Genomic DNA, 13,078 nt, shown 5'->3' with positions numbered 1-13,078 from the left:
TGGATAAAATGGAACGAAAAGAAGTAGAAACTCGCGTCCATGAGTTGCGAACGATTTTAGATAAATTAAATTATGATTACCATGTATTAGACACTCCAAGTGCATCAGATGCGGAGTACGATCGTTATATGCAAGAATTGATTGCGCTTGAAACAGCGCATCCAGATTTACAAGATCCGTCATCGCCGTCCGTTCGTGTTGGCGGTACGGTGCTAGAAGCATTTGAAAAAGTTGTCCATCGCACGCCGATGTTAAGCTTAGGTAATGCATTTAACGAAGGTGACCTACGTGACTTTGACCGTAAAGTACGTGAAGATTCGATTGGTGATGTAGCATACGTATGCGAGTTGAAAATTGATGGTCTAGCTGTATCACTTCGTTACGAAAATGGTGTGTTCGTACAAGGTGCAACACGCGGCGACGGCACAATCGGCGAAGATATTACGAACAACTTAAAGACAATTCCGTCTATCCCACTACGCTTGAAAGATGCAATTAGCTTAGAAGTGCGCGGGGAAGCATACATGCCAAAGCCTTCATTTGAGAAGTTAAATGTAGAGCGTGTGGAAAAAGGCGAAATGTTATTCGCGAATCCACGTAACGCAGCAGCTGGCTCATTACGTCAGTTAGACCCAAAAATTGCGGCGTCACGTAACCTTTCGTACTTTGTCTACACATTAGCAGGCTTAGGAGAAAGCACGCTGGAAAAGCATAGCGAAGGCATCGATTACTTAGAGAAGTTAGGCTTTAAGACGAATCCATATCGTCGTGTTTGCCCATCGATTGAAGACGTTCTAGCATATGTGGAAGAATGGCAAGCGAAACGTCCAGAACTTCCATATGAAATTGATGGTATTGTTATTAAGGTAGATAGCTTACGTCTACAAGAAAGCCTAGGTGCAACAGCGAAGAGTCCACGCTGGGCCATCGCATATAAGTTCCCGGCAGAGGAAGTAACGACGAAGTTAATCGATATCGAATTAAGTGTTGGGCGTACAGGTGTTGTCACGCCGACGGCTATCTTAGAGCCGGTGAGAGTGGCAGGTACGGTTGTGCAACGTGCATCGCTTCATAATGAAGACTTAATCCGTGAGAAAGATATTCGTATTGGTGATACAGTTGTTGTGAAAAAAGCGGGAGATATCATTCCAGAAGTAGTGAACGTATTAGTGGAGCGCCGTACTGGCAATGAAGAAGAGTACCGTATGCCAACACATTGTCCAGAATGCGAAAGTGAACTAGTTCGTTTGGAAGAAGAAGTAGCTCTCCGTTGTGTGAACCCTTCTTGCCCAGCGCAAATTCGTGAAGGATTGATTCACTTCGTAGCTCGTAATGCAATGAATATTGATGGTTTAGGAGAGCGTGTCATTGCACAGCTATTCGAAGCTGGCTTAATTCATACAGTGGCAGATTTATACGACTTGAAGAAAGAACAATTATTAGCACTTGAGCGCTTTGCTGAGAAGTCTGCGACGAACTTAATTCAAGCCATTGAAGCGTCGAAGAAGAACTCACTTGAGAAAGTACTATTTGGCCTTGGTATTCGTCACGTAGGAGCAAAAGCAGCGAAAACATTAGCACAACATTTCGAAACGATGGATCGCCTGCAAGAAGCGAATGTTGATGAATTAATAGCTATTAACGAAATTGGAGAAAAGATGGCCCAGTCAATCGTGACGTATTTTGACAATGAAGATGTGGTGGCGCTTATTGGATCTTTACGTGAACATGGTGTAAATGTCACATACACTGGTGCAAAACCTGTTAATATAGAAGAGAGTGATTCTGTTTTTGCAGGGAAAACAGTTGTTTTAACAGGAAAGCTTGAACAATTAACGCGTAGTGAAGCGAAGAAAAAGATAGAGGCACTTGGCGGTAACGTTGCAGGAAGTGTCAGCAAAAAAACAGATTTAGTCATTGCAGGAGAGGCAGCAGGTTCGAAGCTAGCGCAAGCAGAGAAACTTCAAATTGAAGTATGGAGCGAAGAACAGCTGTTGCAAGAGCTGAATAAATAAGAGGTGTAAAAATAGGAATGAAGAAATGGATGCTTATCGGCATGTCATGCATGCTTATCCTTAGTGGATGTGGTTCCAAGTCAGAGGAAGAAGTGAAACAAGAAGATGGTTCACAAGATGTCATTATTCCGAAATATTCAATTTCGGATGAATACTACAAGATGGCACTAAATGAAAAAGGTGGTTTTGAAGTTGGGGAAGGACGTGGGCTAGTTGTTTCTAACTTAAATAACCATTTAGACGTGGATCACTTTGAAGAAAGTTTAATGCGTATTGCACAGGAATCGTTCCCAACGGATACGTATTATTTCGAATCAGGAAAGAAAATCAAGAAAGAAACAATTACAAACTGGCTTGCACGTAAATTAACAGACGAGCAAGTAGAACAAAAGAAAGCTGCGCTTGGAAAAGATGAGAAAAAGAAAGAAATCCCGAATGAAGGATTAAATCCAGCAGACCCTGGTGAAGGGACATTAGAAGAACGTAATTCAGCGAATCCGCGTTATCTCGCGCATATTCTTGAACAAAACTATATGAAAAAAGGAAGTAACGGCCAGTTAGAACTTGGTGGTGTTGTCATTGGTCTTGCGATGAATTCTGTACACTACTTCAAAGAAGAGAATGATTATCCGCGTGAAGTGAAAATTTCGGATAAAGATATCTTAGAAAATGGAAAGAAAATGGCGGATACGATATTAGAAAGTATGCGTAAAATGGATGAACTAGGAGATGTACCAATTACGTTCGTCATTTATAAGCAGCAACCGAAAAATGCGCTTATTCCAGGTACGATGTTAGCAACGGCTGAAGCAAAAGGCAGTAGCATGGGCAAGTGGGAAGCTATTGATGAGCAATATTACTTATTCCCATCAGAAGATGCTGAGAGAGATCATAAAGGAGACTTTCAAACCTTTGTGAACTTCAAGGCAGATGTAGAGAAGTATTTCCCTAATTTCACAGGTGTCATTGGGAAAGGCTTTTATCAAAATAACGATTTGAAATCGTTAACGATTGATATTCCAATGAGATTTTACGGACAAGCGGAAGTAATTGCTTTCACACAATATGTGACTGGATTAATTATGCAAAGCTTCCCGAATCATCTAGATATCAATGTATATATTCGTACGACAGAAGGACCGAAAAGTTTAATTGTGAAAGAGAAAGATGCAAAAGAACCGTACGTTCATATCTATGATTAAGAAGTATATGACTGCTCTGCCAATTTGATTGGCGGGGCAGTTTTTTTGTTGATGGGAATGATGTATATAATTTTGCTACGAGTGGGCGCTTGTCGCTCTACGTACTCCAACGGTAATGAAAGAATTCTTTTACCTATAATAATTTTGGAAATGCAAGAAATTGAAGAATGTTCTGATTTTGTGTACAATGGAGGAGGAAATTGTAAGCATTATTCACACAATGAACAGGGGGCTTGAGACAATGGTAGTAGCATACAAGCATGAACCATTTACAAATTTTACGCAAGAAGAGAATAAAGTAGCGTTTGAAGCAGGACTGAAGACAGTTGAAGCGTATTTAGGTCAAGATTATCCGTTAATTATTGGTGGTGAAAAGATTCATACAGAGGACAAGATTGTATCTGTGAATCCTTCGAATAAAGAAGAGCTTATAGGGCGTGTATCGAAAGCGAATCGCGAGCTTGCGGAGAAAGCAATGCAAGTAGCGGACGCAACGTTCAATACATGGAGAAAGACAAAAGCAGAAATGCGCGCAGATATTCTATTCCGTGCTGCGGCAATTGTGCGCCGTCGTAAACACGAGTTCTCTGCGTTATTAGTGAAAGAAGCAGGGAAGCCATGGAACGAAGCTGATGCAGATACAGCAGAAGCAATCGACTTCATGGAGTATTATGCACGTCAAATGTTACAGCTAAAAGACGGAATCAAAGTAGAAAGCCGTCCGATTGAATACAACCGTTTCTCTTATATTCCACTAGGAGTAGGCGTAATCATCTCTCCTTGGAACTTCCCATTTGCCATTATGGCAGGCATGACAACAGCGGCAGTCGTAACTGGCAACACAGTATTATTAAAGCCAGCTAGTACAACACCTGTTATTGCAGCGAAGTTCATGGAAGTATTAGAAGAAGCAGGCTTACCAGCAGGCGTAGTAAACTACGTACCAGGTAGTGGTGCAGAAGTTGGTGACTACTTAGTTGACCATCCACGCACACGTTTTATTAGCTTCACGGGCTCAAAAGAAGTAGGCTTACGCATTTATGAGCGTGCAGCGAAAGTTCACCCAGGCCAAATTTGGTTAAAGCGTGTTATCGCAGAAATGGGTGGAAAAGACACAATCGTTGTGGATAAAGAAGCAGACTTAGAATTAGCAGCGAAATCAATTGTAGCATCAGCATTTGGTTTCTCAGGTCAGAAGTGTTCAGCATGTTCTCGTGCTGTTATCCATGAAGATGTATACGATACAGTATTAGAACGTGCAATTGAGTTAACGAAACAGTTAACAGTTGGTAATCCAGATGAGCAAACGACGTCAATGGGACCAGTAAATGACCAAGCTGCTTTCGATAAAGTAATGAGCTACATCCAAATTGGCAAAGAAGAAGGCCGACTTGTAGCAGGTGGTGAAGGAGACGATTCGAAAGGATGGTTCATCCAACCAACAATCATTGCTGACGTGAAAGAAGACGCTCGTCTGATGAAAGAAGAAATCTTCGGACCGGTTGTTGCGTTCTGCAAAGCAAAAGACTTCGATCATGCATTAGATATCGCAAACAATACAGAATATGGCTTAACAGGAGCTGTTATCTCTAACAATCGTACACATATCGAAAAAGCACGTGAAGATTTCCACGTTGGTAACTTATACTTCAACCGTGGTTGCACAGGCGCAATCGTAGGATACCAACCATTTGGCGGATTTAATATGTCGGGTACGGACTCAAAAGCAGGTGGCCCAGACTACTTAGTTCTTCATATGCAAGGAAAAACAACGTCAGAAACGCTTTAATAGATTGATAGATGAAAAGAGGGCTAAGGCCCTCTTTTGTTCTCTTATCTTATCCATATTATAGAAAATAAGTTAGGGGTTGGATAATGGTGACGCAGTGGTTTATTATATGCGCAATTATTGGATTAGTAATTTTCCTACCGTTAGTATGGACTCGTATTGAGAGAAGGCTTGATCAAACATTGCTAAAAGGTGCATCAAGTTTTGTGAGAATGAGTATTCTTGCAGTTGTAATTATTATATTAGAAGGCATCCTTGTAGGACTTATCGTTTCCATTAGTAAATGGAATGTTGTCGATACATTCTTTGTAAGCAGTATGCTTCTACTGTGTTTCGTATGGTTAACGCCACTTTTTAATCAACAAAGGAAAAATCGCCAGAATGCGAATGATAGGTTACACAGTGGCGGCGGAATAGATATGAGGATTGAAGCATTCCATATGCGCTTTACACCGTTTGTAATTGGAAGTACAGGCTTTGCAATTGTTAGTCTTTTGGCGACAGTACTATATTACCGTTAATACATAGAAGAAGGTTCTTTCTTTTGGAGAGGACCTTTTTTGTAGAGAAAAAAAGGTTATTCTTCTATATTAGCGAAGATTGATAAAGATTGGAGAGGAATATAGTAATACGATAGATTTTTTGTTAGAAATGTCTATGGTATTGCACTTACTTCGTGCAACGAATGAATAAAAGAGAGAGGATATAAAGTAAGAACTAGTATGAATAAGCGATTTGTGTGAGGCATTATCTTTATCGGTGCAAAGGAGGATGGCAGACATTTCCCTAATAGATAGGGAAGGGATTTTGTCTGTTAAGAGAAGTATACGCACCATATAATGTGATATATAAATAATCTCACACACTAATACTAAAGTAAGTGGTGATGAAGAATGTTAACGATGCGGGAATATCAAATTGTAACGAAGTTGTTAGAAGTCCGGAACGAAATTCGGATTAAAGATTTGTCTACAGAGTTTGGGGTAAGTACACGAACGATTAAATACGATTTGAACAACGTGAAGTATTGGTTTCGCCAGCATGAACTAGATTTTCATTCCCAGCCTAACAAAGGGATATGGATTGCATGTAGCGAAGCGAAACGGATGGAAGCGAAACATGCTATCATGCAGATGGAACGCCGCAAATTATATCCGAATCAAGATGTGAGGGTACGCCGGCTTATTAGTATTCTAGCTTTAACGGTAGAATACGTAACAGCCAATGAATTGGCTGAACGCCTCGAAGTTAGCCGGAATACGATTTTAAGTGATTTGCAGTTTGTAGAAGAAATGATAGAACCGTGGATGGTAACGCTAGAACGGAAGCAACGCACTGGCTATAAGATTTACGGGGAAGAGATACATGTTCGTCTACTGCTGGAGCACATTATTCAAACAGAGTTAAGTAATTATGATATTTATCAAATCATGACACGGATGATGAAGAAGGAAACGCAAGATATTCACCTCATTATTGAAGACCAACTAGTAGCGTATTATCACATAGTTGAAAAACATATGACCGCTATGTTTGATTCACCTTTCATGCAACAATTCAACCATTCCGAGCTGTTAACAACTTTACTTCGCTTAACGATATCGTTAACAAGACTTCAACTAGGTTTCACCGTCAAAACATACAAACTACTACATACACCACCATACAAAGATAACCATACTGTATTTTTACTTACATTGATGAAGATAACGTACGAGGAAGCTTGTTTTCCATTATTAGAAGATGAATATTTATATGTTTCAGGTGCCTTTGAGAAAGAAACGAATCAAATGGATATTGCACATGTCACCGAACAAATTATTCGATATGTTAGTGAACAAGAAGGAATTAACTATAAGCAAGATTCACGGTTATATAGTAACCTTCTAGCACATTTGTCGCTTCGTTTTCAAAAAGGAACGATGCATATAAGTGAGTTCAATCCTTTCACAGAAGAGATCAAGCGGAACCACACTTCGTTATTTCATCACATTCGAAAAGCATGCCAAACGTATATCACGACAAGATCAGTTAGTGCACAAGATTCTTTTATTGCCTTTCTTGCGCTTCACTTTTTAGTATCGTATGAAAATACATTCAAGAAAAAGCAGAGAGCAAGGGCGTTGTATGTATGTTCAACTGGCCGTGGTGTTGCGAAGTTGCTAAAGAGCCGCGTAGAACGAGAGGTTCCAGACATTGATATAGTTGCGTATTGTTCCATGATGGAAATCGAGGACATATGTAAGCGGGAAGAAGTAGATTTGATTGTGAGTATTTTTCCGATAACGGCAGATGTACCTGTTATTGTCGTAGAGGCATTGCCGACAAAACGAGATATCAATGCGATACGCCAGCAAGTAGAGAACGTGAATAAGAGAGAATCGCCGCGCCTTCAAGGCTCATTTGTACAGAGTCATAAGCGAGAGAATAGTGAAGAAATAAGCCAGGAAATTATTTTGAAGGGATGCGAATTAACACAAGAGTTAGTATCTTTATTCGGCCCTGACTTAGAAGAGAGTAGAAAAAATGCCTTTATGATGCACGTATGTTTACTTGTTCATCGTTGTTACTTTGAGCAGCAGTATGAGTATACTGGGCGAGTAGAAGCATGTATGAACGAGCGAGCTACAATCATTCGCCGCTTGTTCTTTGAGAAAGACTTGAAAATTAACGAAGCCGAAATCACGGCGTTAGTACAATACATGAATTGATTTGAAAGCGATAACATTTTTGAAGGGAAAGATGGTGTATAAACGATGAGTGCCGCAGAGGTAGAAGCGAAAATCACGGAATTAATAGAACGAAGCGGAGACGTTCCGACGTGTACACACGTACTTTTATTCGTACAACATATGTTGAAAAAAGAGTGTATTCCTATGACAGAAACGCAATGGATTTCCCTTGTGTCACACATATCTTTCATGGTTCATCGTTCGGTTCATGGTGGAAGAATCCCGACAATCGATAAAGCAATGTTTGATGAAGTATCGAGGCATTCTATTAATCTAGCAGAATCTGTTTGTCATTTATTACCTTGCTTACAAGAGGATGAAAAGTATTTATTATCGATTCATTTCGAATCAGCGAAACGAACAAATGAAGGGGGAAATTAAGATGAGTCAAGTAGTGGTTGTAATTGGGGATCGTTTAGGGAAAGGGCAAAATGTGGCGAAAGGAGTAGAAGCAGCAGGTGGCAAAGCAATTGTCGTTGCTGGATTTGGTGCAGATATGCGCTTAGGTGACGAGATGAAAGCTGCAAATGCTGATTTCGGTATTTCGTTCTGTGGTAGTGGCGGTGCAGGAGCGATTACGGCACAGTCTAAATACGGGTACCCAGCAGAATACGGCATGCGTTCGGTTGACGAAGGAGTTACGGCGCTTCGTAACGGCAAGCTCGTCTTAGGATTTGGTTTCATGGATGTGGAGGAATTAGGAAGACGCCTAACGGAAGAATTTATGAAAGTTAGAGGATAAGCAGATGAAGGAGATGACTACTCAAACGGTTCGGATTGAAGGGACAGGGAAGACGAAAGAACAAGCTATCGGCAATGCGTTAGGAAGAATCCAGAAGAAAGTGATGTCGATGCAAAAAGGTATGGTTATCCGTATCGAGCCACTAGATATAGATGTAGTCGAAGCGAAAGAAATGGAGTATACGGAGCGCTTTCTCTTCTTCTTCCTCCCTAGGAAGCGAAGTAATTTTCACGTCGTGCTAGATGTGGAAGTAAGTCTTGTTTTGTTAAAAGTAGACGATATCCACTTTCAAAAGAACATGCAATCAAATGCCTCTATTCTCCACAACTTCCGCAGTAATCAAATAGAAAAATAGAGAGGAGATGTAGCGATGGAAGTTTTCATTATTATAATGAAATCGATTGTGATTGGGGCACTAGTCGGCGCAAGTGTCGGTGCAGGAGCCGCTCGGATGTTCAAAGCACCGAGTGTACAAGGAATGGGTGCATTTCGTACGTTAGGAGAATTAAATGCGTGTGCTGGTGATGCGGCGTCTCATTTCTCATTCGGACTAGGGTTCTTCTTTAACTCATGGGCATCAGCTGTCGGAGCAGGGGCGTTGACGCAAGATGTTGATCACCGAGTTATCCCAAACTGGGCAGCGGCTATGTTAATACGAAAAGGGAGACGGCCAGAAGACACGCTTCATAATCCGAAGAAGATGGCGATATCAGGTGCTATTGTCGGAGTAATTGTTGTTACGTTTTTGAACTCAACCGCATCCGCTATTCCAGCCTCTCTCCAAGCTACCGCAGTAAAAGTGTTAGTGCCAGCGGCGAACTTATTAATTAATCCAATCATGCCAATCATTTTCTGGCTAGCGGCACTTGATGCAGGAAAACGTGCAGGCATGTGGGGAACGATTTTCGGCGGAGTAGCGCACCTTGTCATGGGTAATGCAGTACCAGGTATTGTGCTTGGTATTTTAATTGGAAAAGGTGTCGATGACGGTGGTTGGAACAAAATCACGAAAACATTGTTAACAGCAGTTATTTTATTATTTGTTTTAAGTGCATTCTTCCGTGGTTTTGATATTAATTTAGTGAAAGCTTTCCATTTAGACGTGCCAGAGTGGTTGAAAGATCTTCATAAAATGTTAGGACTCGAGGTGAAATAGGATGGACCAACAAGTAGATTTACGGAAAAACTTTTGGTATGCAGACTGGTCATTTCCGATTTTTGTGGCGTTGCTTTCCTCCGGTGTATTTGCAGGAACGCATATGTATTATGTGTACAAAATCGGCGCTTTTAATGATGTAGCCGTTGTAGCGTTATTGCAAGCGGGTCTTGAAGGAGCCGGGTACGGTGCAGCGGCTGCGTTTGGCGCAAGTTTCTTATTCGCTCGTGTGTTAGAAGGATCACTCGTCGGGATTCTGGACATTGGTGGTGCCATTCAAACGGGAATAGGCATCGGAGTGCCCGCATTATTACTTGCAGCGGATATTGTCGCACCGATTGAATCGTTCCCACTGGCACTCCTAACAGGTGCCGTGTTAGGGTTGCTAATTGGCTATATTATTATCGGGATTCGTAAATTTACAATCGGGCAAGTAAAGTCTACATTTGGTGCAGATGTGATGATGGGAGCGGGGAATCAAACAGGTCGTTTCTTAGGCCCACTTATCGTACTTTCTGCATGTAGTGCATCGATCCCGATTGGCATTGGATCAATCATCGGAGCAGCGGTATTTTATGTATGGAAGAAACCAGTTGCTGGTGGTGCGATTATTGGCGCGATGATTTTCGGTGCGATTTTCCCGATTCCGTTGAAATAGGTTTCTAGCTGCTATCGAAGGAACTCTCTCACTATCGTTTTTAGTTGTTTTCCAAAGTATCTATGCAATAGAGTATTAGACAATAAGACAAAGCCACCTCTCATTTTGGTTCTAGTTAAATCGAGAGCGCTTGTCTTATTTTTTTGTCTGGAAAAATTTTTACGCATACGCGTATATATCAGCGATAAAAGTTTAAAACCGACTGATGAGGGTATCGGTTGTTAGATAAAATCGCTATAACTGGTAGTATATATAAAAAATGTTGTAGAAGAGCTTGATAACATTATCGATGCGTTGGTAACAGGAGGGAATAATGAGAAACAAGATATATATTGCATCTATATGTTTCATGAGCATGATTACTATATTGATATGTATTAGGTTGTTAGGGTTTATTTTTTGGATAAATAATGCTCATTTAGATAAATGGATAGTTTTGGGTGGTTTCGTTATCGTTCCGGTTTGGATGTACCTTTTCTTAAAAGGTATAGGAGTATCGATACGATCGTGATTGGTATGATGATGCTGTTATAGGAGAAATCGGCACATCTAATCGCCATTACTATAGAGAAAAGACAAATCTCATTAGACAGGTGGCAGAAGCTTTTTATCTATTATAAAATTCATGGCACTATTTGATAAGTAACATGACATGATTTGGTAAAGCATAATGGCAAAATGGATGGAAAAGCATGATATTGTATTAGTATGGAAGAGAAGTTAATTACTAACGGATATGTTCTTCCTGTACTTTGTAATTTTTAAATTCTAATCGTTCACTTTATATTTATGTACGTGTATCCATTCGGTAAGCTTTTGAGGAAGTGGCCAAATGATGAACACGAGAGTCACCTCTTACACTAGGTGGCTCTTTCTTTTTTGTATAGAAGACACTAGGTTTCTTGTGAAGAGGAAGAATTCTTGTTTCTGTTATTATCTCTTAATAAGACAATTACTTTATATGAAATAGAAAAGCGACGAACCTAATTATAGGCCACGCCGCTCTTATTAATTGTTTAATTAAATTTTCACCATATATTTACCATATTCTACAATGTCACATGACACGATGAAGTAGTTTCGTGAATCTGTCCAAACTTGCGCTCTTTTAGTTACAGGGTCATAAGAATAATCATACATATCAGGATGTAAATCTCTTACCCATACATATGTAGCGGCATCAGCTGACGCTGTTGGAGTTAGTAAAGCTCCTGATAAAGCAAGTGCTCCAATCGCTTTTGAAATTGTTGTTTTAAACATAATCTACCTCTCTCTTTTTATTAATTTACCTATTAAACTAGCTAACTTAGTAGGACAAGTTAATTATAACAATAAGATAATACAAGTTTTTACAATTTGAAGAGAGTGAGATTTTTGCAATCGATGGAATAGTTATCAGTATAAATGGTGAAATCATATTAAGATTCTCTTGAGAGGAGAGGTAAAGATGGATAAGAAGGACGAATTGGTTGAACAGCTTAAATTACAAGTGAATGTGACTAGTGTGGATGTACCGACGTTTGAAACGAAAAGTGTGGGGAATTTATCAGTAGATGGACCAGCAACTATTTTGATTATCAAATAAATTTCACGTATCAAATTAGTTTTATAAATACAAACAATGTAATTATGATACCCTTGATGCTCTTTTGTCCGTTCACCATTGACATACATCTAAAACAGGTGATGACAGAGTTACTATCATAGACTGCAAAGTATGAAATTATGTCTAAACGTAGAATTTTTTTGGTATGACGATTCCTATTAATTAGGAATATTCACCTTTACATAATTTATTTAAAATTATATTTTTCTTGAAAAATTACCATATTTATATAATAATATACAAATATATTAAAAAGGAGGAAGAAATATGAAGAAGAAAATATTAGGTTCTATACTTTTAGGAATTTTACTTATTCCCAATTTAGCCATGGCATTTACTTACAGTTCTTATTACGATTTTGACAAGATCTTACGAACGGGCGAATTAAATTTTAATAAAGGAGAATATGCAGTAATCAAAACTACACCAAATAATAAGCTAAATAACGCTCCAACAGGAGCTAAAATTCGATTTGAATTAGAGCAAGAAAAAGTATTTGGTTGGTCAGTTGTAGGTAGGAGTTCAAATGATGCTTATTACGAAGATATATCAAGTTCAATGAAAGCACCTGAGAAAGACACATATAGAGTCACATTAAAAAATAATAGTGGTTATAGAATGGCTGGTAAAATAAAGATAACAAATGGATAATAAAATAATATAACGGTCACATCACCAAATATGTTTATAAAGTTATAGAGCTTTATTAACGAGATTTTTTCCTTAATCTACAATGTTAACATTTTAGGTGACGTGACCCTATCTAGGAGAGTTTTTTATGAAAAAAAAATTATTAAGTTTTCTAATGTTAGGAATTTTACTTATTCCTAATACAGCTATGGCATTTTATTACACTTCGACTTATGATATGCTCGAAATAGTACAAACAGCTTCTTTCAAAGCTAATAAAAATGATGTAGTACAAGTTGACACTGTGCCAAATAAATCACTTACCAAAGCACCAGCAGGATCTAAAATTTATCTTCATTTATTCAAAAAAACATTTACTGGTTATTCACCTGTAGATAAAACATGGAATGATGCATTTAAGCCAGACACTGCAAAAAGTTTAATTGCACCTGAAACAGGAGAATATAAAGTTCGTCTTCGTAATGATACAAACAAAAGAATGGTTGGTAAAGTTTCAATTTCAGTTTATGGTGTTTTAAAATAAAAAA

General features: G+C 39.1%; 14 protein-coding genes. 13 read left to right on the top strand and 1 reads right to left on the bottom strand.

Translation table 11 applies throughout. The features are described from left to right. The first annotated feature begins 8 nt into the window (after positions 1-8). From ligA to IEV41_RS15815, 10 genes are all read left to right on the top strand, one after another. A complete protein-coding gene (gene ligA, locus IEV41_RS15860; RefSeq protein ID WP_188389476.1) occupies positions 9-2,015 on the top strand; it encodes an NAD-dependent DNA ligase LigA in 2,007 nt (668 codons plus the stop codon). A gap of 17 nt (positions 2,016-2,032) precedes the next feature. Beyond that, positions 2,033-3,217, top strand: a complete 1,185-nt coding sequence (locus IEV41_RS15855) for a CamS family sex pheromone protein (RefSeq protein ID WP_188389475.1) — start codon at positions 2,033-2,035, stop codon at positions 3,215-3,217. Between the two features lie 241 nt (positions 3,218-3,458). Next, on the top strand, positions 3,459-5,006 hold the full coding sequence (gene pruA, locus IEV41_RS15850) for an L-glutamate gamma-semialdehyde dehydrogenase (RefSeq protein ID WP_188389474.1): 1,548 nt from the start codon (positions 3,459-3,461) through the stop codon (positions 5,004-5,006). 86 nt (positions 5,007-5,092) lie between these two features. Then, the gene (locus tag IEV41_RS15845; RefSeq protein WP_188389473.1) at positions 5,093-5,527 is read left to right on the top strand and encodes a hypothetical protein; all 435 of its coding nucleotides are present in this window, start codon (positions 5,093-5,095) and stop codon (positions 5,525-5,527) included. A gap of 372 nt (positions 5,528-5,899) precedes the next feature. Continuing rightward, positions 5,900-7,717 carry a BglG family transcription antiterminator gene (locus IEV41_RS15840; protein WP_188389472.1) on the top strand — a complete coding sequence of 606 codons (1,818 nt, stop codon included), beginning with the start codon at positions 5,900-5,902 and terminating at the stop codon, positions 7,715-7,717. Between the two features lie 45 nt (positions 7,718-7,762). Further along, on the top strand, positions 7,763-8,119 hold the full coding sequence (locus tag IEV41_RS15835) for a PRD domain-containing protein (RefSeq protein WP_188389471.1): 357 nt from the start codon (positions 7,763-7,765) through the stop codon (positions 8,117-8,119). Between the two features lies 1 nt (position 8,120). Next, complete coding sequence (locus IEV41_RS15830; RefSeq protein ID WP_188389470.1) at positions 8,121-8,480, top strand: SFCGS family glycine-rich protein; 360 nt, start codon at positions 8,121-8,123, stop codon at positions 8,478-8,480. A gap of 4 nt (positions 8,481-8,484) precedes the next feature. Continuing rightward, entirely contained in the window at positions 8,485-8,835 is a 351-nt protein-coding gene (locus IEV41_RS15825) for a DUF4312 family protein (RefSeq protein WP_188389469.1), read from the top strand. 15 nt (positions 8,836-8,850) lie between these two features. Beyond that, a complete protein-coding gene (locus IEV41_RS15820) occupies positions 8,851-9,636 on the top strand; it encodes a DUF4311 domain-containing protein (RefSeq protein ID WP_188389468.1) in 786 nt (261 codons plus the stop codon). A gap of 1 nt (position 9,637) precedes the next feature. Beyond that, positions 9,638-10,294, top strand: coding sequence for a DUF4310 family protein (locus IEV41_RS15815; RefSeq protein ID WP_188389467.1), 657 nt, complete (start codon positions 9,638-9,640; stop codon positions 10,292-10,294). A 1,020-nt stretch (positions 10,295-11,314) separates the two neighbouring features. Here IEV41_RS15815 and IEV41_RS15810 read toward each other — a convergent pair. Continuing rightward, positions 11,315-11,554, bottom strand: a complete 240-nt coding sequence (locus IEV41_RS15810) for a transcriptional regulator (RefSeq protein WP_188389466.1) — start codon at positions 11,552-11,554, stop codon at positions 11,315-11,317. Positions 11,555-11,741: 187 nt separating this feature from the next. On the opposite strand from IEV41_RS15810, the gene IEV41_RS15805 reads away from it, so the two are divergent. The 3 genes from IEV41_RS15805 (at position 11,742) to IEV41_RS15795 (ending at position 13,074) form a co-directional block, all read left to right on the top strand. Then, the gene (locus IEV41_RS15805; RefSeq protein ID WP_188389465.1) at positions 11,742-11,879 is read left to right on the top strand and encodes a BC1881 family protein; all 138 of its coding nucleotides are present in this window, start codon (positions 11,742-11,744) and stop codon (positions 11,877-11,879) included. Positions 11,880-12,167: 288 nt separating this feature from the next. After that, positions 12,168-12,551, top strand: coding sequence for a hypothetical protein (locus IEV41_RS15800; protein ID WP_188389464.1), 384 nt, complete (start codon positions 12,168-12,170; stop codon positions 12,549-12,551). 127 nt (positions 12,552-12,678) lie between these two features. Then, positions 12,679-13,074: a hypothetical protein gene (locus tag IEV41_RS15795; RefSeq protein WP_188389463.1), complete on the top strand. Its 396-nt coding sequence runs from the start codon at positions 12,679-12,681 to the stop codon at positions 13,072-13,074. Positions 13,075-13,078 lie beyond the last annotated feature (4 nt).

It is taken from the genome of Priestia taiwanensis (assembly GCF_014638355.1).
Lineage (GTDB): Bacteria > Bacillota > Bacilli > Bacillales > Bacillaceae_G > Priestia_D > Priestia_D taiwanensis.
The sequence above is the reverse complement of the archived record's forward strand: the minus strand, read 5'-3'. Positions and strand labels throughout refer to the sequence as shown.